Below are 21010 nucleotides of genomic sequence, written 5' to 3'. Positions count from 1 at the left end.
TGCTGCTCGCAGCTCAGGTGCTGCTGCCGGTGCTGGTGTCGTCGTCGGGCAGGCACAGCACTGCTGTGTGGGTGCGCATCCGCAGGTACTTCTGGTCGGTGGTGTGCCCGTCCCAGCGGGCCCGTTCGTCGTCGGCCGGGACGTGCTCGACGTGTGCGAACAGGTGCAGGTCGGCGGGCGCGATGGGCCAGGAGAACTGCCACCCTCCGGCGCTCACGAACACCAGGTGCCAGCCGTCGCCGGCGTCGGGCGCCGGGGTGAGGACGGCGGGGTGGAGGGCGGCGAGCCACGCGACCAGGTGGGCGAGTTCGCAGTAGGCGCCGTTGAGGGCCCTGGTGTGCTGGTCGACCAGGCGCTGGGCCACGGTGTCGGCTGCGTCGAGGACTTCGTGGGGCTTGATGGGCGCACCCCAGGTCTCCATGTCGGCGCGCAGTTCGTCCAGGGGGCCGGTGGTCATGCGGGGCTCCGTTCGTCGGCGGCAGCGTCGGCGGCCGCGGTGAGGCGTGGGCGGTGGAAGCCGTGCATGGGCTGGCCGTAGCGGCGGGTGCAGGGGGATCCGACGGCGGCCTGGCAGGTGGCGCAGCCGAAGTCGAGGGCGGGGCGGGTCCCGGCGGCAAGTCGGCGGTTGAGGTCGTCGACCCTGGCCTGCTGGCCCGCCTGGCTGGCCACCAGGTGCTCGAAGCCCGCGCACAGCCGTGCGTGCTCGGCGGGGCTGAGGGCCCGGTATTCGGTGTGGCTGATCAGGTGCCGCATCTGGTCCGCGGTCGGCCGCTCGGAGCGGGGAACGGTCATCGGCCTGCCGCCCTGTCGGCTTCGGCCCAGCGGCGTATCAGGCGGTTGCGCTGGCCGGGGGTGAGCTGAACGGCCCGGTCGTAGACGGAGACCACGCGGGCCTCGGGGACGCACCAGGAGGGGAAGGGGTCTTCGGTGGAGGGCTCCGGCTCGCCGACCGGTTCGACGGTGTACAGGTCGCCGTACCACCAGCGTGAGGCATAGAAACGGCCGTACTCGCGGTCGGTGGTGATGTACACGCGGTCGGGGCGGCCGGTGGGCGGGTCGATGGTCTTGCCGCCGAGGGTGGCGGTCAGGCCTTGTGCGCGGGCGGCGCAGCCGTCGAGGACCCTCGGGGGGTGCGGGGTGACGAGGTCCCCGGGCCGCAGCCCGGGGACACCGCCGTGGAAGTAGCGCAACCGTCCTTCGCCTACCGGTTGTTGCAGCGGCACATGCCTTGCGGCGTGCACCAGCTGTCGCAGGACTTGCACCAGGTCGCGCCGGGGTACGGCGGGGGGCGCTCCTCCTTCGCGATGCGGGGGCAGCGGCCGATACCGGCCTCCTCGATCCCGGCCGCCAGCTCGGCGTAGTGCTCGTCGGCCTCGGGGTCGGGGTTGGGCTCAGGGATGGTCGGTGAAAGCGCGGGCATCTTCGTTGTTCTCCGGACGGGTGGTTCGGGCCTGGGCCGGGCTAGTTCGGCCAGGAGCTTCGGCAGCGGTCCATAGCGTTCGCGCATGAGCCGCTCGTACAGCTCGGGGTCGGCGGCGTGGTCGGTGCGATAGGTCGCAGTCGTCACGATGTCTCTCCTGAGTACGCGGCGACCCGCCCGGCCTGGAGGGCCGGGCGGGTCCAATCGCGGGTGCGTGGAGCGGCGTCCCCGTGTGGCTCCGCATGGGCGGTGCCGGCGTCTGGCGGGTAGGGCGCGGGGGGGTTGCCACCCGCCAGACACCGAGGGGGGATGCCGCATGCCACGGCGTTGTTGATGGGCCGGTCCCGCGGCTGCAGCCGTTCCCGATCAACGCGCAGAACGTACCACGATCGAGTGTTGTGGCACATCTATGTGTCCGAGCTGGTCGGGGGCGTGTCGGGCTGGGCGGCCCACAGGGCGGCACCGAATCCGAGGCCGTCCAGGGTCTCGGTGCCGCAGGCGTCGGGCTCGTCGACGAGGAACAGAGCGTCCTGGTTGATCTTGGTGCGGCCAGTGAAGTCGCCGCGCTGCATGCGCAGCCAGTCGCGGCCTTCGGTGCTGTCGCTCACGGGGCTCTCCTTGGTTCGGTACAGGCGGGCGGCCCGCCCCTGGGGCGGGGGCGGGCCGTGGCGGGTCAGGCGGTGGGCACGAGCTCCGGCTTGGCCGGGGGAGCGGGCTTGGCGGCGGTGCGCTTGACCGGCGGAGCGGGCTTGGGCTGGGCCGGGGCGGCGAGGCGCTTGGCCTCGGCGTCGGGGTTGAGGACGATGTCGCGGGCCTCGGCGTGGGCTTTGGCCTGCCGCAGGTTGAAGCGGGCCTTCTGCACAGCGTCGGCCACGCGGTCCATCTGCTCCAGGCGGGCGCCGACTTCGCCCTCCAAGGCCAGGGCGAGCTTCTGCGGGTCGGCTTTGGCCAGGTCCTCCAGCAGACCCCGCACCCGCTCGATGTTGTCGATGTTCTTGCGGGTGGTGGTGCGCTCGCGCTGCCGCTCCTCACGTTCCTCTTCGCTCATGTCCTCCAAGATCAGCGCGAAGGTCTGGTTCTGCTGCTGCTTCAGCGCGTAGGCGAAGTGCACCAGCTCGTTGTCGCCACTGAAGGCGCCCTTGGCCCACTTGTGCATGACTGCCCGCTGGTTGCCGGGGGTCAGGGCTGCGATCTGCACGGCGGCCTGGGTGCCGATGGCGCCGGAGTTGACGTGCTGCTGGACTTCTTCGGTGAGGTCGAGCAGGGCGAGGCGCAGGTTCACGTACTGGGTGGACTTGCCGAATTCCTTAGCGACGTCGCCCGGCTCGGCGCCCTCCTGGTCGTCCAGGATGCGGCGAAATGCCTTGGCCTCCTCCATCGGCGTCATGTCGGCGCGGTTGATGTTCTCGGCGACCGACCGCTTGAACCGCTCCAGGGTGCTCAGTTCGTCGTCGGTGATGATGCACTTGATCTGGGTGATTCCGGCGATCTGGTGGGCGCGCCAGCGGCGCTCGCCCGCGACGATCTCGTAGCCGCCGGCGTCGGCGTCGCGGTCGCGGCGGACCTCGATCGGCTGCATGAGGCCGAACCGCTTGATGGAGTCGGCGAGTTCCTGCAGGGCCGCCTCGTCGAAGTATTCGCGGGGCTGACGCTCGTTGCGGTGGATCTTGTCGATTGCGATGGTGCGGATCGTCACGGCTTGCTCCAAGAGGCCGGTCGGGAGGGGGGACGCCCCCCTCCTCATGCCCTTATTCTAGCGGCATTTCCGCTTTGGGGCCACAAATTTCTGGGCCATCACCCCAGGTCAGGGGCATGTGAAGGGGCGAGCACCCAAGGATGCCCGCCTCGACGCATGTGGGGGTTGCTCAGCTCGCCTGCACCAGCGCCACCACATCGCTGCGCAGTTGTTCCTGCGGCTCCTCGTCCATCACGACGGTCAGCACGCGCCATGCCGCGCGGGCCTCCTGCACCCCCAGGCCGCGTCGGCCGGACTCCTCGGCCTCCAACATGCGCCTGCGGATGCGTGCCGGATCGATTGCCACTTCGGTCCTCCCCTAAGGCGGGGTCCCCGCCCTCGTTACTGCCGTCCCCTGACACCCACACCGCGCGTAGATTCCTCGTGCGGCGAGGCCGTGCAACATCTCCCACAAGGGCGGCCAACTGGCCTCCCCCGAGCGCCCATAAGACCCCTCTACGGCGCCCGGCCGGCCACCACTGGCGGCCTACCAGGTCGTGTCGCGGGGGACGACCGGAACCACGCCGCCACCCGCCTCGCCGTCGGCCGGGGCGGACCAGGTGGTGTCGGCCGGAACAGGCCAGGCGGTCTCGTCGGCCGGGACGGTGTCGGCCGGGGCGGACCAGGTGGTGTCCCCGGCGACCACCTTTCCGTCCTGCGCGTGGATTTGCCCGGCCGCGAAGAATCCGGCCAGCACAGCCAGCGCAACAACGGCTGCGATGCGAACAGTTCGGGAAATGACCATGGAAACCCCTGCCTTGAAACGATGAGAGCGAAACGGGCGCGCAGCGGCAGCAGCGGCAGCAACAAGGCCGCCAGACCCCCCGGTCACCTACGTGTGGCTTGCAAGCACCCAAGTCACGATTTTGTAGCGGTCTCGTGAAATGATCAAGAACCGCATACGCGGTATTTTCACCACTCGCACAATTCAGAGGTTGTTAGGTGCCACAAGTTCCCGACCTGCTGCCGGATGTGTCCGAGCATGGGGTCACCGCATACCAGCGCATACTCAACGGCGAGTCTCTAGCCCCTGAAACCCCGGGACTTGACTCTCTCTTGCACATGGGCTTGACCGTCTCCGATCCGGCCGACGCGGACAGCTATACCGCCATCGAGCCCCAGTACGCCGCACTGTGCATGATCGGGCTCATGCACACCCACTTGGAAGCGGTGACCGCGTTCGCAGGCGCGATGCCGGACTTCCTGGTAAACCTCCGGGACCGCTACCAAGGGACCCGGCCCGGCAGCGAGTCGGTCCAGCACCTGATCGGCCGTCAACTGATCAACGAGCGCATCGCCGCCGAACACAGCACAGCCCGCACTGAGATCGCGGCCGCCCAGCCCGGCCACCGCACCACCGAGGACCTCGCCTACTCCTTCGAACGCGACCGCGCCGCCTTGGGACGCGGCCTGTCGATGCGCACGGTCTACCACGGCTCTGTACGCCGCGTCGCCACCATCGGAGACTGGGCAAAGGACATGGCCGCCGCCGGCGGGGAAATCCGTACGCTCCAGGGCCGGTTCCCGCGCAGCATCATCTTCGACCGGCGCGTGGCCTTCATACCCCTGTACACCGACGAGGGCGAGGGGTCCTCCGACGAGGCGATCCTGATCACTGATCCGCTGGTGGTCTCGCAGATCGTCCACGTCTTCGACCTGTTCTGGGAACGCGCCGACCTGTGGCTGGGCGCCCGCTCGAACTGCCAGGGCCCCGGCCTGAACACCAACGCCATCCAGCGGGCGATCCTGCGCGAACTGTGCCTGGGCCGCAACCAGAAGCAGGCCGCGAAGAACCTCGGCATCAGCCCGGCCTGGCTCAACCACCAACTGCGCGAACTGCGCGTGAAGCTCGGCGTCGGGACGCTGAACGAGGTCATCTACTGGTGGGCCAAGTCACCGGACCAAGAGGAGCGCGACTGAGTGCCCGGCGCACCGTCTACGCAGCGATAGCGGTGCGCCAGGTCAACTGCACCCGATCGTCGACGTCCCGCACCCCGCGGGCACGCGCCGGATACACCGTGACCTTCTCCAGCAGCAGCAGCACCAGGGCCCGCTTCGAGCGGAACGGCGCGTGCTCCCACCAGCGGGCCAGGTCATCGACCCCGCCCAACGGCACACCGACGGCCTGCTCCAGGTAGCGCAGACGCGCCCGCTCGACCTTCAAGTTCTCGCCGATGCGGCGGTCGGCGGCGACGAACGCGTCCCGCGAGAGCTGCCCTTCGGAGTACGGCTCGGCAAGCTCGGCGCGCTTCTCCTGCAACGCGGCGATCTGGGCCCGCACTTGGCCGGCCTCGACGGCGATGCGCTCGCGGGCCTCCTCCATCGCGGCCAGCGCCCCCGGCCGCAGCAGCTCACCCAGAACGTGCTCAGCCACATGTTCCTCGAGGAGCGACGCGGTGATGCGGACCTTGCCGCACCCGCCGCGTCCCTCGCGGTACGAGGGCGTCCCCGCACTGGTGCGGCTTCCTACCAGGTGCTGCGCGCACTCACCGCACAGTCCCAGGCCGTCGGCCAGCAGGTATTCGCGATCGGGCTCGCGCAGCTCGACACTGCGCAGGCTGCCGCGCCGGCTTGGGCGCTGCTGCAGCCACCGGAACTCCTCCGGTGTGATCAGCGCCTCGCGGCCGGTCTCGACCAGGTCGCCCGTGTCGGGGTCCGGAACAAGCCCGGCGATCGCCGGGTTGTCCAGCAGGCGGCCGAGCGTCATGCTGCTCCACTCGCCGCCCATGGTCCCGCGGTGACCCTCGGCCGTCATCCAGGCCGCGACCTCTGCCTGAGACTGGCCCGCACGGAGACGACCGACAGCCGCGCGCACGACCTGCCGCTCCTGGGCGCGTACGCGCGTCAGGGCCTGGTTGTCGAAGCCGTACAAGCGCGGCATGCCACCGTCCCAAACTCAACTCAGCGGCCCGCAGACGCCAGTCCCTGTCGCAGCGAGCCGACCCCCAGCGCCTCCCACAAAGCTGCCGTGGGAATGCGCACTGTGTTCCCCATCGGCAGTGTCCTCACAGGGAACTGCCCGGTCTTGATCAGGTCGTACGCCTTGTTGTGGCCGATGCCCAACACGCGGGCGGCAGTCACGACGTTGACGGTCGCGGGCAGGGCCAAGACCTCGTCCAGGCTCATTCCGCGCTGATCGACGGTCGTAGTGCTCTTCGTCGCCATGTTGTTGTCGCGTTCTCCCCCGCGCCAACCTGGCCACACGATACACCGCAACCCCGTAAGGGGCAGCCTGGCCGAGGTCAGGTAGGGAACAATGTGCGCCCATAGTGAAAACGGAGTGAAGGGGCTGGGGGGACAGTGTTCGAGGAGAAGACGTACAAACGGTGCTCTTGCAAGGGCCCGCTGGTGGACAAGGGCGGCAGGCCGGTCCTGGACGACGACGGCAAGCAGAAGATCGTCCGCCTGGACAAGACCTGCCCCAAGCTCAAGCAGCGCGACCACGGAACCTGGTACTACTCCATCGAGCTGCCGCCCGGCCCGGACGGTAAGCGCCGGCCCCGGGCGAAGCACGGCGGCTACCGCACGAAGAAGGACGCGGCCACCGAGGCCGAGAAGGTGTGGAAGCTCGCACAGGGCGGTGTCGACGTCCTCAGCGACGAAACCGTGGCGGACTACCTGCTCCGCTGGTTCGCCAAGCGCGTCGACCTCAAGCGGTCCACCCGCGCGGGGTACGAGGACTACATCGAGCGGGTCTTCATCCCCTACCTCGGCGCGACCAAGCTGCTGTCGCTGCGCACCCGCCACGTCCAGGCGATGTTCGAGAAACTGTGGGCCGACAACGAAGTCCACGCACAGAACCACGTGAAGGCGCACCAGGCCCTCGCGGCCGAACGCGCCGCCCACACGGCTTGGAAGGACTCCCAGGAGCGGCCCCGGCCCAAGGAGCTGCGCCGGGCGTGGGAGGACGCCAAGGCAGCTTTGAAGGAAGCCCGCGCCCAGCCCTGGCATGTGGCCGGCCCCGGCACGCAGGTGAGAATGCTCAACACTCTCTCCGGCGCCCTGGAGGACGCCGTGAAGGAGAAGCTGATCTCCGAGAACTGGGCGAAGCACGTCGTCCTGCCGAAGTACATCCGCCCCAAACCGGTCCTATGGACACGGGCCCGGATCGAGGCGTGGCGCCAGACCGGCGAGAAGCCCGGCAAGGTCATGGTGTGGATGCCAGAGCAGACAGGGGAGTTCCTGGACGCTGTCGCCGACCACCGCCTGTACCCGATGTTCCACCTGATGGTCTTCCGGGGGCTGCGCCGCGGCGAGGCGGTCGGCCTTCCGTGGGCGGAGACCGACCTGACGCTGGGCACCGTCCACATCAGTGAGCAGCTGGTGGCGTCCTCGTACGACGTGTGGGAGGACACCCCCAAGAGCGAAAGCGGCGCGCGGACGATCAAGCTCGACTCGGAGACGCGGAGCCTGCTGGACCTGTGGCGCGAGCGGCAGGACAAGGAGCGTGCCGAATGGGAGGCGAACACCAAAGCCTGGAAGAACACGGGCCTGGTGTTCACCTGGGAGGACGGAACCGCATACCACCCCGAGTACCTGTCGCAGGTGTTCATGCGCCTGATGAAGAAGCTCGACCTGCCGCCGGTGCGGCTGCACGACCTGCGGCACTGCGCGGCGACGCTGTCTCTGGCCGCCGGCCTGCACATGAAGTCCATCCAGGTGCTGCTCGGGCACTCCTCCTTCTCGCTGACCGCTGACACCTACACCTCGGTGCTGCCGCAGTTCGAGGAAGCCCAGGCCGAGGCGCCGCTTGCTCTCGTTCCGCGCAAGTTGCCGGCGCATCGGGTCCTCGCCCCGGAGCCGGAAGAGAAGGCCGACGTTCCCCCAGAGGATGCTGCCGACGTTCCCCAGGAGGACGCTGCATAACGGCGCGTTCCCCTTTCGTTCCCCTTGAAGCCCAAAAGGCCCCTCGGAGCTCAACTCCGAGGGGCCTTTCTGGTACATCGTGCCTGGTCAGGCATGGTGCCCCCGGCAGGATTCGAACCTGCGACACCCGCTTTAGGAGAGCGGTGCTCTATCCCCTGAGCTACGAAGGCGCGCGATGGCAGCCCGTGAGGGCGTAGCCACCGCGGTCAGTGTAGCGGGTGGTGCATGATCCGTAGGCGGAGATACGCGCGCTCTGGCTCAGGCCGCGAGGGCGTGGATGATCTTGGCTCGGGCGACGGAGTTGACACCCCCCAGCTCCCATGCCGGTGATTCAGGCGTCTGGGCTTCGTTGTCTTCTGTGTGGCGGGGGTGGGGCAGGTCAAGGCGTCTGCGGGTGAGCGGTTGTCGGACCGGATCGCGGTCGGGGTGCTGACGCAGGCGTTTCCGTCGGGTCTGACGGTGAGGTGATCGCCCAGCTTCCTGACCCGAGCCCCTTGTGAGGAACGAGCGGCTGGGGCCGCGCGAGCCGACCGTCGAAGCCGGGTGGCCTCCAGGGTGTCGCCGCTCACGCGCGGTCCGATCCGGGAACGCGACCGGACCCCGCGTCAGCGGCACACGGGGCCAGATGTCAGACGTCTGCGGACGCCGGACCGTTGACGGGCGTCGTAACCGCGACGCGCACCGCGCCGGTGGTCGAGGCTGCGACCTGTGCGATCGTGCCCTCTTCGGGGTGGCGGGCGACGACCGCGGGGGTGTCCCCGCGCGTCGGCACGTGGCGCACGTTCCATCCCGCGCTCTGGAAGTGAGCCTGTGCTCGTGCCAAGGCCCGTACCGTCTCGTCCTTCGGCAGCGGCTCGGTCGACCAGGTGTGATGGACCGAGGTCCCGGACTCGTTCTGGACCGTGCTGAGGCCTTCCCCGGGCTGCGTGGGCGCCGACCCGACCCGCAAGGCATCGTAGATCCGGCTGGAGTGGCCGAGGGCACGGCGCGTGGTGGGATCGTCGACCTGCGGGTCCGGGTCCTCCAGTGCGGCGGGGTCGGCCGTGGTCGCCGCCGAGGACTTCCCCGGCGGGAGGAAGCAGGGCGATGTCACCTTGAGAGAGGCGAGGCCCTCGCCCTTGGCGCGATCCACGACGCCGGTCACGGCGTCCATCCAGAAGTCGTCGGGCTCCGTCCGCATGTAGACCGACGGAAAGGGGCCGGACCAGTCGACCTCGCCCGACGAGTTGTACTTGTAGCCCTGCTTCAGCCAGGCGTCCCGTGCCTGCCACACGAGGTCCTTGGCCTCGGCCCCCGGAACACCGGTCAGTTTGTAGGCGATGGTGACCTGCACGCGGTCGTCAGGGCCGTGGTCGTCCCTGGCGATGCAGGATGGCTTCCTCGATGCCCTGCAGGAAGTTGCCCAGCGGCTCCTCCGCCTTGTCGGCCCACCTGGTCTCCGTCGCATCCCGGGGCCGGCAGGGTGTAGTGGGAGGAGTGCAGCGGAGCAGGTGGAGGGGGAGCGAGGAGCGGGGCGGTGTCTTGACGGGGGATGGGGGCGGGCATAGCGTCGCGGAGTCCTGAGCCGGCGCTTGGAAAGGTCGTTCGTGCCGCACCCCGATCCGACCCCCGCCGCCGCTTCCGCAGCTTCCCCGTCCTCCGCCGACTCGCCCGCCGCTGCAGCAGCGTCCGCCGCCCGAATCGACGCCGTGCTCACCGGACCCGGCGCGCCGTTCGCTGTCGTGCGGGCTCAGGACGGCATGCAGGCGGGCTCGCTCATCTATGCGAGCGGGCCCAGGACCCTCCGCGAGTTCGTCGAGACCACCTGGGCCTTCGGGGACCAGCCGTTCCTGATCGGCGCCGAGCGCAGCTACTCGTACGGGGAGTTCTTCGCCGCCGCATCCGCACTGGCGTGCCGGATGACCGAGGAGTACGAGCTCCGCCCCGGCGACCGGGCCGTTGTCGCGATGCGCAATCACCCCGAGTGGCAGATCGCCTTCTGGGCCGCGCAGCTGGCCGGTCTGGTCGCCGTACCGCTCAACGCCTGGTGGACGGAGGGCGAGTTCGTGTACGCGCTCGACGACTGCGAGCCGCGGGTGCTGCTGGTGGACGGTGAGCGGCTGCCGCGGGTTGCCGCCTGGGCGGAGAAGGCCGGGGCGCGCGTCGTCGTCTTCCACCACCGGGACGGCGCGGTGCCGGAGGGGGCCGAGCGGTACGAGGACCTGCCCGCGCCCGATCCGCTCGCCGCACCGCCCGAGGTCGAGATCCGGCCCGAGGACGACGCGACGATCATGTATACCTCGGGCACCACCGGGCGGCCCAAGGGCGCTGTCGCCACCCAGCTCGCCCAGGCGGGGGCCGCACTCAACCCGCGGTTCTATGCGGCCGCTTCCGCGCTGGGCCGCGGGATCATCCCGGGACAGGGGCCCGCGCCTGTCACGCTGATGACCTTCCCGTTCTTCCATGTCGCAGCGTTCACCAGTTTCTACGCGGCGATGGCGGCGGGCGGCTCGCTCGTGGTCATGCAGAAGTGGGGCGCCGAGGAGGCGCTCCGACTGATCCGGGAGCACGGCGTCACGCACTACGCCGGCGTCCCGGCCACCGCCCTTCAGCTGCTCGCCGCCGCCGAGCGGGCGGACGACCGGCTGGAGAGCCTCCAGATGCTGAACACGGGTGGCGCCGCCGCCCCGCCCGACCTGGTCGCACGGCTCACCGCCCGCTACGGCGAGCGGATCGAACCGCGCAACGGCTACGGCCTGACCGAGACCAGCGGCGGCGTCCTGGCCAACTTCGGTGCCGACTACCGGCTCCACCCGGGCAGTGTCGGCCGGCCGACACCCGTCACCGAGGTGCGGATCACCGGTCCGGCGGGCGAGGCGCTGCCCGAGGGGGAGATCGGCGAACTGTGGCTGCGCGGCCAGTCGCTGGTCCGTGGCTACTGGCGCGATGAGGCGGCGACGGCCGAGGCGTTCACGGACGGCTGGTTCCGGACCGGCGATCTCGCGCTGATGCGCGACGGGCGGGTCACCATCGTCGACCGGATCAAGGACATGGTGATCCGTGGCGGCGAGAACGTGTACTGCGTGGAGGTCGAGGCGGCGCTCCACGACCACCCGGACGTCGAGGACGCTGCGGTGCTGGGGGTGGCGCATCCGGTCCTGGGCGAGGAGGTCGCCGCGGTTGTCCGGCTGCGGCCCGGTGCCACCGTCACGGCGGACGAGCTGCGGGCGCACGTCGGGCGGAGTCTGGCCGCCTTCAAGGTCCCGGCCCATGTCCTCGTGCGGGACGAGCAACTGCCCCGGAACCCGACCGGGAAGATCCTCAAGCGTGAGCTGCGCAGGCTGGTCGACGAGGAGGTCCGCACCCTCAGGCGCAGCGAGGAGGGGACGTGATCAGAGGCGCGTGACGCGGACCCGGTAGTTCCCCCTGGAGTCCTTGTCGACGACGGATATGTGTATGCCGTTGGTCCGGTCGGTGAAGCTCTGGCCGGGCTGGAACGGGGCGTCGGAGAGCTCGGCATGCACATTGGGCAACCGCGTGCAGCCGCCGCTGTCCTTGGTGCTGTCCGCGATGGAGATCGGACCCTGCCCCGTGTCGACGTCGGAGCTGACCTTGTAGATCAGTACGCCGGGCCGGCAGATCGCTTGGTCGTTGCCCGCCTGGGTCCGTACCTCCACCGCGTAGCCGGACTCCCCGGTCAGCGGTACGAAGGCCAGCTTCCGGCCGCCCCGGGTGGCAAGGGGCGTGAGGACGTGGTCGGTGGTGCCTGGCTTGGACGCGCAGCTGACCTGGTTCTTGTCGAGCCAGCCGAGTTTCCACTTGTGCCAGCCGAGGAAGTCGTTGTTGGCCCCCCAGTCCTCGGACATGATGTCCCAGTGCCCGACCGAACCGCCGCCCTCCATGGTGTAGAGGTCGGGCAGGCCGAAGACATGGCCGTTCTCGTGCGGCAGCACGCGGTAGCCGGTCTGTGTGTACGAGCCCGAGCCGTCGTCCTGGCGGCTGTAGATGAAGGACGTGTTGGAGAGCGACGCACCGTCCGCGAGCGGTGCGTCGTCGTTGCCGGAGAAGGTCACGGACAAGACGGTGTCCAGGGCCGAGGGCCCGGCGTTCGGTGTGGCCAGGATATTGACCAGGTCGTACGCGCTGAAGTCCACCTTCGGGTCGGCGACGGCCACGATGTCCTGGACCAGGTGCCGGTAGCCGGGCTCGTACGGTGAGCCGCGCCCTATCCCGTACGCCGAGAACGGCAGAGGCATCCGAAGCCAGCTCTTCACGGGGGCGTCGGGCCGGTAGATGAGCCGGCCGTACGAACTGGTACGGAACCAGTTGGTGGTCTGCGGGAAGAATTCGGCGAGCCGTTTCATCGCAGGCTCCCTTCCCGGCGCGTCCGGGAAGTCGATCATCAGGTTCAGTGCGTGGACCTGGCCCGTGGAATGGGCGTACCCCGTCGGTGTCGGCATACCCTCCGACATCTGCACGCCCATCGTCGCGGATATCCGGCACGGTCCGACCCCTGCCGCCTCGGTGCTGACCACCGGCCCCGCGCTGGCTTGGCCGGGCGGCGGGAGCGTGCTGCTGGCGGAGGCCAGTGCCCCGATGACCAGGGCGCTTGCCCCCGCCAGTGCGACCGGGTGGCGCTGGTTGCGTATCCGGCGGCGGGGCTGCTGCATAGAGGCGCCTTCGGGGTCCGCGGCAGTCGGCCGACCCTGACTGCGCTCTCTGAATCACCCTCGGGCGGGCGGTACGGCGCCGCGCGTTGGGTGCGCCGATCGGTGTAATTTCCCGCCAATGTGATGTGACCCAAGTCACAGCGGAGCGGGAAATAACCGGGGACGGATTCCCCGTTTGAACCTGGTGTCCCCTGCTAAACGGGGAGACGGTCCCCGGTTGCACGAAGTTGTGCGCGCAGGGGCCACCGCAAGAGCTGCACGACCAGGAAGACCCGGAAGAGAAGGACCGTCTCGTGAAAACCGCTGCCCGCACCGCCGCCGGAACCGTGCCGCGCCTTACGCCCCGCCCGCGGGCCGACGCGCTGCGCAACCGGGAGCGGATCGTCGCGGCCGCGCGCGAGATGTTCGTCGAGTTCGGGCCGGATGTGCCGCTCGACGAGGTGGCCCGCCGCGCAGGCGTCGGCAACGCCACGCTCTACCGGAACTTCCCCGACCGGGCAGCGCTGACCCATGAGGTCGTCCTCTCGGTCACCTCCCGCACCACCGACCGCGCGGAGGAGGCGGTGGCCGAGGAGGCCGACCCCTTCGCCGCGCTCTGCCGCTTCGTGCACGCGGCGGCCGACGAACGCATCGGTGCGCTCTGCCCGATGCTGTCCGGCGGCTTCGACAGGGACCATCCCGAACTGCTCGCCGAGCGTCGCCGCCTCGAAGAGGCCGTCGAAGGGCTCGTGGCGCGCGCCATGTCCGCGGGGCGCCTGCGCACCGACATCGCCGTCGGTGACGTACTGGTCGGCCTCTCCCAGCTCACCCGGCCGCTGCCCGGCATCGCCTGCCAGGGCATCGACCGCTTCACCCACCGTCATCTCCAGCTGTTCCTGGACGGCCTGGAGGCTCCGGCCCGGTCCGAACTGCCCGGGACGGCGGCGACCTTGGAGGATCTGCGGCATCGCTCATGACGCCCGTGCACGGCTCCTGAGACAGGCTCCGGGTAGGCCGCGTGTACGCCATGCCCTCACCACCCGACCTGCCTCACGTCCACTTCCACCACCCTCACCTCTCCCACTTTCACCGCTGACCGGGTGCACGTCTTCACGGTCACGGATCACGGTTCACGACTCCTCGCGTCCACGCGCGTCCTTAGGTGGCTACTCCCATGTCAAAAACGGCTGATATCCGACTTCCCGACCCCAGTCGCTGGAAAGCGCTGGCCTTCATCGCGCTCGCGCAGCTGATGGTCGTGCTCGATGCCACGATCGTGAACATCGCGCTGCCGCACGCCCAGACGGCCCTCGGCATCACCGACGCCAACAAGCAGTGGGTCATCACGGCCTACGCCCTCGCCTTCGGCGGACTGCTGCTCCTCGGCGGCCGGATCGCCGACATCTGGGGCCGTAAGCGCACCTTTGTCGTCGGTCTGACCGGCTTCGCGCTGGCCTCCGCGCTCGGTGGCGCGGCGCAGAACCAGGGCATGCTGTTCGGCTCGCGTGCGCTCCAGGGTGTCTTCGGCGCCCTGCTCGCCCCGGCCGCACTCTCGCTGCTCGCCGTGATGTTCACCGACGCCAGGGAGCGCGCCAAGGCGTTCGGTATCTACGGGGCGATCGCCGGTGGCGGTAGCGCCGTCGGCCTGATCCTCGGCGGCTTCCTCACCCAGACGCTGAACTGGCGCTGGACGTTCTTCGTCAACATCCCGTTCGCCGCCATCGCCGCCGCGGGCGCGTACTTCGTGATCCGTGAGCCGGCCGGCAGCCGTAACCGCTCCTCGCTCGACATCCCGGGCGTGCTCCTCTCCGCGCTGGGTCTGGTCTCGCTGGTGTACGGATTCACCCGTGCCGAGTCCTCCGGCTGGTCGGACCCGCTGACCATCGGCATGTTCGTCGCCTCCGGTGTGCTGCTCCTGTCGTTCGTCCTGACCGAGGCCAAGGTCGCGTCGCCGCTGCTGCCGCTCCGCGTGGTGATGGACCGTAACCGCAGTGGCGTCTACCTCTCGCTGGGTCTGGCGATCATCGGGATGTTCGGGCTGTTCCTCTTCCTGACGTACTACCTGCAGGTCGTGAGGGGCTACTCGCCGATCAGGACGGGCTTCGCCTTCCTCCCGATGGTCGCGGGCATGATCACCGGTTCGACGCAGATCGGCGCACGGCTGATGACGCGGGTCCCGGCGCGCAAGCTGATGGGTCCGGGCTTCCTGGCCGCCGCCGTGGGCATGCTGCTGCTGACGCAGCTGGAGATCGACTCCTCGTACGCGGCGCTCATCCTCCCGGCGCAGCTCCTGCTGGGTCTGGGCATGGGTACGGCGTTCATGCCGGCCATGTCGCTGGCCACGCACGGGGTCGAGCCGCGGGACTCGGGTGTCGCTTCCGCGATGGTCAACACCTCGCAGCAGGTCGGCGGCGCGATCGGTACCGCGCTGCTGAACACCGTCGCCGCCTCGGCCGCGACGGCGTACGCCACCTCGCACGCCGCGCTCGGTGCGACCGACCCGCAGCTGCTGAAGCTGCAGTCGATGGTGCACGGCTTCACCGGTGCCATCTGGTGGGCGGTCGGCATCCTGGTGGTGGCCTCCGCGATCGCGCTGACGTTCATCAACGCCGGGCGTCCGTCGACCGCCCCGGCCGGCTCGGGCTCCGGTGACGCCGATGGCGTCGAGGACGAGTTCAAGGTGCCGGTCGTCGCGCACTGACGCGGGACGCGCGAGGTGAAGTGATGTGAACACGGGTCTGCCCCGGTTCCGCTTGGCGGAACCGGGGCAGACCCGTATCGGAGCGCGAGGGCGGCTCAGCGGAGCCAGGGCAGGTCGGCGTCCGTACCCTCCGGCTCCAGGCCGGTGGCGATGACCTGCATGATCTCGCCGAACGAGCTCACCTGCTCCGGTGTGAGCCGGTCGAACATCGCCTGGCGTACGGCGCGGACATGCCCCGGCGCGGATCGTCGGAGCATCTCGTACCCCTCGTCGGTGAGGACCGCGTTCTGCCCGCGCTTGTCGGACGGGCAGTCCTCGCGGCGCACCCAGCCGTTCCGCTCCAGCCGGGCGACGGCGTGCGAGAGCCGGGAGCGGGTGATCTTGGCGTCCTTGGCCAGCTCGGTCATCCGCATCTGGCGGCGGGGCGCCTGGGAGAGCTGGACGAGCAGTCCGTAATAGATGTGCGGCATACCGGCATCGCGTTGCAGCTGGCGGTCGAGGTGGTCCTCCAGGAGCGTGGTTGCGTGGAGGTAGGCGCGCCAAACGCTCTGTTCTTCGTCGGAGAGCCAGCGGGTCCCGCCGGTGGATGCCGTGGTCATGTACTCCACTGTACGACCTTTTCTTGAATGTTGAACTAGATAGAGCTAAGGTCTCTTGGGGTGGGAACTTGAAGCTTCAATAAGCTGATCCCGCCGCCGCAGAAGACTTAGACCGACCGGCAAATGGGGGGTGGGAGAAGGAGCGGGGCTGGGTGCGTGCAGCTGCAAGGCGGAGGATTCAGGCATGGCGGAGCCATGGTGATTGACGACAACGCGGCAGATGTGCGTGCCCAGCCCCGCGACGCCGCCCTCCATTTGCCGGTCGGTCTTACCTTGAGTAGTAGTGGATGGGGAGTGTCATGACTGTCACCGCGGAGCGCATGCCCGCCCTCTATCTCTCCCACGGTGCGCCGCCGCTGGCCGACGACCCCGTCTGGCCCGGCCAGCTGGCCGCCTGGTCCGCCGAGCTGCCGCGTCCCACCGCGATCCTCATGGTCTCCGCCCACTGGGAGGAGGCTCCGCTTGCCCTCGGCGCGACCGAGACCGTCCCGCTCGTCTACGACTTCTGGGGCTTCCCGGAGCACTACTATCGCGTGCAGTACGCGGCCCCGGGCGCCCCGCAGCTGGCGGAGAGCGTACGCAAGCTGCTGCGCGGCGCCGGTACGCCGGTCCAGGACATCCCGGACCGCGGGCTCGACCACGGGGCGTACGTCCCGCTGGTGGAGATGTTCCCGGGCGCCGACATCCCCGTACTTCAGATCTCCATGCCGACGCTGGACCCGCAGAAGCTGATGGACATCGGGCGTAAGCTCGCGCCCCTGCGCGACGAGGGCGTCCTGATCGTCGGCAGCGGCTTCTTCACCCACAACCTCGCAGCCCTGCGGTACGCGGGCGGCGGCAACCCTGGCTGGTCGGTGGAGTTCGACGACTGGGGGCACCGGGCGCTGCAGGCGCAGGACATCGACGCGCTGCTCGACTTCGAGCACAAGTCCCCGGCCGGGCGGCTGGCCCACCCCCGCACTGAGCACTTCGCGCCGCTCTTCGTGACGCTGGGCGCCTCGGAGGGCGAGCTGGATCAAGGGCGCAGCATCATCGACGGGTTCTGGATGGGGCTCGCGAAGCGGTCGGTGCAGTTCGGCTGAGTGGTCAGAGGGCCGGGGGGTTCAGTTCGATCGAGCGGAGCGCGGCGGCCAGGGCCGTCGTGTCGCCGACGTCCAGTGCGGTGTCGGTGAACTTGATGGTGTGGTCGTCGCCGTGCGCCGCCGCCCGCGCGAAGATCTCGTCCGCGGAGGATGCCGACGGCGATGCGGTGCACGGGACGGGGTCGGCCGGGCTGTACGCGGCGGTGACCGCGGCGCTCGCGGCCCAGGCGGCGGTCAGGCTCTGCGGCCACAGTTCACGGGGGAGGGCGGGCAGCGTACGAAGCACGGCGTTGGGTGCGGTCGCGGCGTGCACCAGCATGATCGGTTCGCCATGGCCGTGGGTGGCGTAGCGGTGGGTGGCAGCCCTGACCAGTTCCGCCAGCCCGGTGCGCGCCACGTCCGGGTCGTCCGCGAACTGCTGCGGCCACAGCGGGAACGCGGTGAGCCGCGCCAGCCGGTCGCGGATGCCGCCGCTCCGGTCGGCCACCGGCGGTACGGCGTCCAGCGCGGCCGCGGCACTCGGCGCGGGCACGAGCGAGGTCGGTGGGTTCAGCGCGGGCAGCGGCTGGTGGCGGCCGGCCCAGTAGCCGAGGCCGTGCGCGAGCTCGGCGACCCGGGGCGCGTTCGCTCCACCGCCGAGCAGGGTGCGCACGGCGTGGCCGACCCGGATCACGGGGTGGGTGGCGCCCGCGGCGATGCCCGGCAGCAGCCGCGGCCACCATTCGGTGAGGACGTCCTGCCAGGCGCGCCCGGCCGTCTCCTGCGCGAAGTACACCGTCCAGTCGGCGATCCTCCGCGGGTCGCCCAGGGCTTCGTGCCAGTTCTCCGCGGTGATCCGGGTCGCGGGGGCCGGCATGTCCTCCAGCTTGTGGCTGTAGTGGTCGAGCCAACGGTGGACGGCCGGTGCCTGGCCGTGCCGTACGAGCGCCTCGACGGCCATCGGGCCGTGGTTGCTCAGCCAGCCGTTGCGCTCGGGGCCCGCGGCGTGGAGCCGGTCCAGCGCCTCGTCGAGCGTGCCGGTGGGGTCGACCGGTGCCGTGTCCGGTGCGCTTGTGGAGTCTGTCCTGCCTGTCGTGTCGGTCATGCCGGAACACGCTAGGCGCGGGGCCCGCCGCTGGTAACGGGCTGCGGACCTACGCCGCGACCCCACCGGGTCCTAGGCCTCCGGCCCCAGCCGCTTCTCGTACCAGGCCACGTCCCAGTACGTGTCGAACTTCCGGCCCACCTCGGCGTACGTACCGACATGGTGGAAGCCGAAACGTTTGTGCAGTGTGACCGAGGCGTCGTTGGGCTGGGTGATGCCCGCGTACGCGCGGTTCAGGTCCTCGTCGGCGAGCGCCTCGAAGAGTGACGTGTAGAGGAGTGTGCCGATCCCGCGTGCGGTGGCCCACGGCGCGCAGTACACGCTCACCTCGACCGACGTGGCGTATGCCGCCTTGGGGCGGAAGGCGCTGCTGGTGGCGTAGCCCAGGATTGATGCGGGGCCGACAATGCGGACATCCTGAGCAACCAGAAGGCGGTGCGGGCCGTCTTCAGGGTGGGAGCGCAGCCACGGCAGCCGCTGGTCGGGTGTGAAGGGGGCGGTATCGAATGTGAGAGCGGTCTCACGTACGTAATGGTTGTAGATGTCCGTGAGAGCCACCAGATCGCCCTCGATGCCAGGCCTGACCTGCACTTCTGTACGGAGCTCCGACATGTGTACTCCCCTCGCGGCCGGACAGGGTACTGCATGATCGCGAAAATGAATGCGAGCCATGGGAATTCTGTCCGGATTCCAGTCGTTGTTTCCATCGGATGCAGGGCACCCGAGAGGGTGTCGCGACCTACTCAGCAAGGGAGCACGCATGGCAACCCGTGCCGTCGCCCGTCGTTCGTCCGCCAGTGGCGGGACCAACCGGGCAAGCAGTGTTCGCGCCGTGGGCGGAGAGATCGCCGATCGCGACCTGGTCGGCATGTACCTGGACGAGATCGCGCGCACGCCGCTGCTCGATGCCGCCAAGGAAGTCGAACTGTCGCAGACCGTCGAGGCGGGCGTCTATGCGCGGCAGATCCTCGACGGTGCGGTGGAGAGCGAAGCCGGTGGAGCGACGCGTGAGGAGCTGGAGGCGCTGGTCGCCGAGGGCGAGCGCGCCAAGGACATCTTCATCCGTTCCAACCTCCGACTGGTGGTTGCTGTCGCCCGCCGCTACCCACGGGCAGGTCTTCCCCTGCTGGACCTGATTCAGGAGGGGAACGCAGGCCTGGTGCGTGCGGTCGAGAAGTTCGACTACGCCAAGGGCTTCAAGTTCTCCACGTATGCGACGTGGTGGATCCGTCAGGCCATCACCCGCTCCATAGCCGACCAGTCCCGTACGATCCGGCTCCCCGTCCACCTGGTGGAGGAGCTCGGCCGGATCCGCCGTGTGCAGCGCGAGTTCAACCGTGAGCACGGGCGCGACCCGGAGCACGAGGAGATAGCCGCAGAGCTGGACTCCACGCCCACGCGCGTCGGTGACGTCCTCGACTGGGCCCGCGACCCGGTCAGTCTCAACATGTCCGTGGACGACGAGGGCGAGACCCAGTTCGGCGATCTGCTGGAGGACACCTCCGCGGTGTCGCCCGAGCAGTCCGTCATGACGCTGCTGCGCAGCGAGGAGCTGGAGGACCTGATCGGCAAGCTCGACCACCGCACCGCGTCGATCATCCGAATGCGGTACGGCATCGAGGACGGCCGTGAGCGGACCCTTACCGAGGTGGGCAAGCAGCATGGGCTGACCCGGGAGCGGATCCGTCAGATCGAGAAGCACGCGCTGCTCGAACTGAAGCGAATGGCCCACGACACGGGTTTTGACGCTGCGGCGTGACCCCGCGTCCAGTAGCCTCCGATATGGGTCGCTTCGTACGGACCCCCTGAGCTGAGTCCCGGCGCCCACCCCCCCCTGGCGCCGGGGCTCATTCTTTTGCGCCGGGCCGGGCAGGCCGCTCCGCCGGTGGTGACTCCGGCGGCACGGCCGCGCGGGTCAGACGGGCACCCAGCTCACTCAGATACGCCACCAGCTCCGGCGGCGCGTGAGCGGTGAAATCGCAGTCGACCAGCGCCAGTCGGAGCGCCACCCACTCCAGCGAGTCCGCCATGACCGCACGCAGCCGGCAGCTGTGCTCGCCGGTCGGCTCCAAGGGGCCGAACGCCGAGGGCAGCCGGGCGGTGACGAACTCCGGCGGGGCCGCGAAGCTCACCTCGACGGCCAGCTCCGGCTGCCGGCGCTGGATGGAGCCGGTGAGGAACTCCGCGGCGTCGCCCGTGGGCAGCTCGCGCGGGGTGAAGCGGGCCCCCGTGGCGAACGGCTCGCTCACCCGGTCGACGCGGAACGTACGCCACGCCTCGCGCCCCAGGTCGTACGCCACGAGGTACCACCGCCACCCCGTGCTCACCAGACGGTACGGCTCGACCAGCCGCTTCGTCTCGGCGCCGTCCCCCGCCCGGTAGGTGAACCGCAGCCGCTCCTGTCCGGTGACCGCCGCCGCCATCACCGTCAGTGTCTGCGGGTCGATGGTCGCACCGTCGCCACGGGCCAGCGGCACCGTTGCGTTCTGCAGGACCGAGACCCGGTGCCGCAGCCGTGACGGCAGCACCTGTTCCAGCTTCGCCAGCGCCCGCACGGACGCCTCGTCGACCCCCTCGATGGCATGCCCGGCGCCCGCCCGCAGCCCCACCGCGATGGCCACCGCCTCCTCGTCGTCGAGGAGCAGCGGCGGCATGGCGGCGCCCGCGACCAGGCGATAGCCGCCGACCGAGCCGCGCGAGGCCTCGACGGGATAGCCGAGGTCGCGGAGCCGGTCGATGTCGCGCCGGATGGTGCGCGGGCTGACCCGGAGCCGCTCGGCGAGTTCGCTGCCCGGCCACTCACGCGGTGTCTGGAGCAGCGACAGCAGATTCAGCAGTCGTGCCGGGGTATCGGTCATGGATCCAGGATGCCCGCCCATTGGGTCATCATCTGAC

At 69.8% G+C, this 21010-nt stretch carries 23 protein-coding genes and 1 tRNA gene; 7 read left to right on the top strand and 17 right to left on the bottom strand.

The genetic code is table 11. The features are described from left to right. Positions 1-13 precede the first annotated feature (13 nt). The 8 genes from ACWD6R_RS23045 to ACWD6R_RS23010 form a co-directional block, all read right to left on the bottom strand. Positions 14-457, bottom strand: coding sequence for a hypothetical protein (locus ACWD6R_RS23045; RefSeq protein ID WP_451820415.1), 444 nt, complete (start codon positions 455-457; stop codon positions 14-16). After that, on the bottom strand, positions 454-792 hold the full coding sequence (locus tag ACWD6R_RS23040) for a zinc finger domain-containing protein (protein ID WP_451820414.1): 339 nt from the start codon (positions 790-792) through the stop codon (positions 454-456). Before ACWD6R_RS23040 ends, ACWD6R_RS23045 begins: the two co-directional genes overlap by 4 nt. Beyond that, positions 789-1190 (bottom strand): hypothetical protein, encoded by a 402-nt coding sequence (locus ACWD6R_RS23035; RefSeq protein WP_451820413.1) that lies wholly within the window; start codon positions 1188-1190, stop codon positions 789-791. The genes ACWD6R_RS23040 and ACWD6R_RS23035 overlap by 4 nt, the downstream gene beginning before the upstream one ends. Positions 1191-1201: 11 nt before the next feature. Further along, a complete protein-coding gene (locus ACWD6R_RS23030) occupies positions 1202-1567 on the bottom strand; it encodes a hypothetical protein (RefSeq protein ID WP_451820412.1) in 366 nt (121 codons plus the stop codon). Between the two features lie 260 nt (positions 1568-1827). Then, positions 1828-2028 carry a hypothetical protein gene (locus tag ACWD6R_RS23025; protein WP_451820411.1) on the bottom strand — a complete coding sequence of 67 codons (201 nt, stop codon included), beginning with the start codon at positions 2026-2028 and terminating at the stop codon, positions 1828-1830. A gap of 65 nt (positions 2029-2093) precedes the next feature. Continuing rightward, positions 2094-3116, bottom strand: coding sequence for a ParB/RepB/Spo0J family partition protein (locus tag ACWD6R_RS23020; protein ID WP_451820410.1), 1023 nt, complete (start codon positions 3114-3116; stop codon positions 2094-2096). A gap of 169 nt (positions 3117-3285) precedes the next feature. Continuing rightward, a complete protein-coding gene (locus ACWD6R_RS23015) occupies positions 3286-3462 on the bottom strand; it encodes a hypothetical protein (protein ID WP_451820409.1) in 177 nt (58 codons plus the stop codon). 180 nt (positions 3463-3642) lie between these two features. Then, the gene (locus tag ACWD6R_RS23010; RefSeq protein WP_451820408.1) at positions 3643-3900 is read right to left on the bottom strand and encodes a hypothetical protein; all 258 of its coding nucleotides are present in this window, start codon (positions 3898-3900) and stop codon (positions 3643-3645) included. A gap of 317 nt (positions 3901-4217) precedes the next feature. Here ACWD6R_RS23010 and ACWD6R_RS23005 point away from each other — a divergent pair, with 317 nt between their 5' ends. After that, positions 4218-5075, top strand: coding sequence for a hypothetical protein (locus ACWD6R_RS23005; RefSeq protein WP_451820407.1), 858 nt, complete (start codon positions 4218-4220; stop codon positions 5073-5075). Between the two features lie 16 nt (positions 5076-5091). On the opposite strand, the gene ACWD6R_RS23000 is transcribed toward ACWD6R_RS23005, so the two are convergent. Both ACWD6R_RS23000 and ACWD6R_RS22995 read right to left on the bottom strand, forming a co-directional pair. Continuing rightward, positions 5092-6036, bottom strand: coding sequence for a recombinase family protein (locus ACWD6R_RS23000; protein WP_451820406.1), 945 nt, complete (start codon positions 6034-6036; stop codon positions 5092-5094). 20 nt (positions 6037-6056) lie between these two features. After that, positions 6057-6320, bottom strand: a complete 264-nt coding sequence (locus ACWD6R_RS22995) for a DNA-binding protein (RefSeq protein WP_451820405.1) — start codon at positions 6318-6320, stop codon at positions 6057-6059. Positions 6321-6455: 135 nt separating this feature from the next. Between ACWD6R_RS22995 and ACWD6R_RS22990 the strand changes: the two genes are divergently transcribed. Further along, positions 6456-8021: a tyrosine-type recombinase/integrase gene (locus ACWD6R_RS22990; protein ID WP_451820404.1), complete on the top strand. Its 1566-nt coding sequence runs from the start codon at positions 6456-6458 to the stop codon at positions 8019-8021. 94 nt (positions 8022-8115) lie between these two features. Here the strand turns inward: ACWD6R_RS22990 and ACWD6R_RS22985 are convergent. Beyond that, positions 8116-8191, bottom strand: a tRNA-Arg gene (locus tag ACWD6R_RS22985). A 458-nt stretch (positions 8192-8649) separates the two neighbouring features. Next, on the bottom strand, positions 8650-9354 hold the full coding sequence (locus ACWD6R_RS22980) for a hypothetical protein (RefSeq protein WP_451820403.1): 705 nt from the start codon (positions 9352-9354) through the stop codon (positions 8650-8652). A 253-nt stretch (positions 9355-9607) separates the two neighbouring features. Between ACWD6R_RS22980 and ACWD6R_RS22975 the strand changes: the two genes are divergently transcribed. After that, the gene (locus ACWD6R_RS22975) at positions 9608-11392 is read left to right on the top strand and encodes a class I adenylate-forming enzyme family protein (RefSeq protein WP_451820402.1); all 1785 of its coding nucleotides are present in this window, start codon (positions 9608-9610) and stop codon (positions 11390-11392) included. Here the strand turns inward: ACWD6R_RS22975 and ACWD6R_RS22970 are convergent, their stop codons facing one another. Continuing rightward, positions 11393-12670, bottom strand: coding sequence for a M6 family metalloprotease domain-containing protein (locus tag ACWD6R_RS22970; RefSeq protein ID WP_451820401.1), 1278 nt, complete (start codon positions 12668-12670; stop codon positions 11393-11395). 293 nt (positions 12671-12963) lie between these two features. Here ACWD6R_RS22970 and ACWD6R_RS22965 point away from each other — a divergent pair, with 293 nt between their 5' ends. Then, positions 12964-13626, top strand: a complete 663-nt coding sequence (locus ACWD6R_RS22965; protein ID WP_451820400.1) for a TetR/AcrR family transcriptional regulator — start codon at positions 12964-12966, stop codon at positions 13624-13626. Positions 13627-13823: 197 nt separating this feature from the next. Beyond that, on the top strand, positions 13824-15350 hold the full coding sequence (locus tag ACWD6R_RS22960) for an MFS transporter (protein ID WP_451820399.1): 1527 nt from the start codon (positions 13824-13826) through the stop codon (positions 15348-15350). 95 nt (positions 15351-15445) lie between these two features. Here ACWD6R_RS22960 and ACWD6R_RS22955 read toward each other — a convergent pair whose 3' ends face one another. After that, positions 15446-15958: a MarR family winged helix-turn-helix transcriptional regulator gene (locus ACWD6R_RS22955; RefSeq protein WP_451820398.1), complete on the bottom strand. Its 513-nt coding sequence runs from the start codon at positions 15956-15958 to the stop codon at positions 15446-15448. Between the two features lie 290 nt (positions 15959-16248). Between ACWD6R_RS22955 and ACWD6R_RS22950 the strand changes: the two genes are divergently transcribed. Continuing rightward, entirely contained in the window at positions 16249-17031 is a 783-nt protein-coding gene (locus ACWD6R_RS22950; protein WP_451820397.1) for a dioxygenase family protein, read from the top strand. Between the two features lie 4 nt (positions 17032-17035). Here the strand turns inward: ACWD6R_RS22950 and ACWD6R_RS22945 are convergent, their stop codons facing one another. Together ACWD6R_RS22945 and ACWD6R_RS22940 are read right to left on the bottom strand one after the other, a co-directional pair. Continuing rightward, complete coding sequence (locus ACWD6R_RS22945) at positions 17036-18115, bottom strand: questin oxidase family protein (protein ID WP_451820396.1); 1080 nt, start codon at positions 18113-18115, stop codon at positions 17036-17038. A gap of 72 nt (positions 18116-18187) precedes the next feature. Beyond that, entirely contained in the window at positions 18188-18727 is a 540-nt protein-coding gene (locus ACWD6R_RS22940; RefSeq protein WP_451820395.1) for an N-acetyltransferase family protein, read from the bottom strand. A gap of 148 nt (positions 18728-18875) precedes the next feature. Between ACWD6R_RS22940 and ACWD6R_RS22935 the strand changes: the two genes are divergently transcribed. Further along, positions 18876-19874 carry a sigma-70 family RNA polymerase sigma factor gene (locus ACWD6R_RS22935; RefSeq protein WP_266984679.1) on the top strand — a complete coding sequence of 333 codons (999 nt, stop codon included), beginning with the start codon at positions 18876-18878 and terminating at the stop codon, positions 19872-19874. Positions 19875-19962: 88 nt separating this feature from the next. Here ACWD6R_RS22935 and ACWD6R_RS22930 read toward each other — a convergent pair whose 3' ends face one another. Further along, entirely contained in the window at positions 19963-20973 is a 1011-nt protein-coding gene (locus ACWD6R_RS22930; protein ID WP_451820394.1) for a helix-turn-helix transcriptional regulator, read from the bottom strand. Positions 20974-21010 lie beyond the last annotated feature (37 nt).

This window comes from Streptomyces sp. NPDC005151, assembly GCF_053599875.1.
The sequence above is the reverse complement of the archived record's forward strand: the minus strand, read 5'-3'. Positions and strand labels throughout refer to the sequence as shown.

Excerpts from the sequence above, each read along its gene's own strand:
- ACWD6R_RS23045 (WP_451820415.1), bottom strand. The coding sequence starts at position 457 with ATGACCACCGGCCCCCTGGACGAACTGCGCGCCGACATGGAGACCTGG.
- ACWD6R_RS23040 (WP_451820414.1), bottom strand. The coding sequence starts at position 792 with ATGACCGTTCCCCGCTCCGAGCGGCCGACCGCGGACCAGATGCGGCAC.
- ACWD6R_RS23010 (WP_451820408.1), bottom strand. The coding sequence starts at position 3,900 with ATGGTCATTTCCCGAACTGTTCGCATCGCAGCCGTTGTTGCGCTGGCT.
- ACWD6R_RS23005 (WP_451820407.1), top strand. The coding sequence starts at position 4,218 with ATGGGCTTGACCGTCTCCGATCCGGCCGACGCGGACAGCTATACCGCC.
- ACWD6R_RS23000 (WP_451820406.1), bottom strand. The coding sequence starts at position 6,036 with ATGCCGCGCTTGTACGGCTTCGACAACCAGGCCCTGACGCGCGTACGC.
- ACWD6R_RS22995 (WP_451820405.1), bottom strand. The coding sequence starts at position 6,320 with ATGGCGACGAAGAGCACTACGACCGTCGATCAGCGCGGAATGAGCCTG.
- ACWD6R_RS22970 (WP_451820401.1), bottom strand. The coding sequence starts at position 12,670 with ATGCAGCAGCCCCGCCGCCGGATACGCAACCAGCGCCACCCGGTCGCA.
- ACWD6R_RS22960 (WP_451820399.1), top strand. The coding sequence starts at position 13,824 with ATGTCAAAAACGGCTGATATCCGACTTCCCGACCCCAGTCGCTGGAAA.
- ACWD6R_RS22950 (WP_451820397.1), top strand. The coding sequence starts at position 16,249 with ATGACTGTCACCGCGGAGCGCATGCCCGCCCTCTATCTCTCCCACGGT.
- ACWD6R_RS22945 (WP_451820396.1), bottom strand. The coding sequence starts at position 18,115 with ATGACCGACACGACAGGCAGGACAGACTCCACAAGCGCACCGGACACG.
- ACWD6R_RS22940 (WP_451820395.1), bottom strand. The coding sequence starts at position 18,727 with ATGTCGGAGCTCCGTACAGAAGTGCAGGTCAGGCCTGGCATCGAGGGC.
- ACWD6R_RS22935 (WP_266984679.1), top strand. The coding sequence starts at position 18,876 with ATGGCAACCCGTGCCGTCGCCCGTCGTTCGTCCGCCAGTGGCGGGACC.
- ACWD6R_RS22930 (WP_451820394.1), bottom strand. The coding sequence starts at position 20,973 with ATGACCGATACCCCGGCACGACTGCTGAATCTGCTGTCGCTGCTCCAG.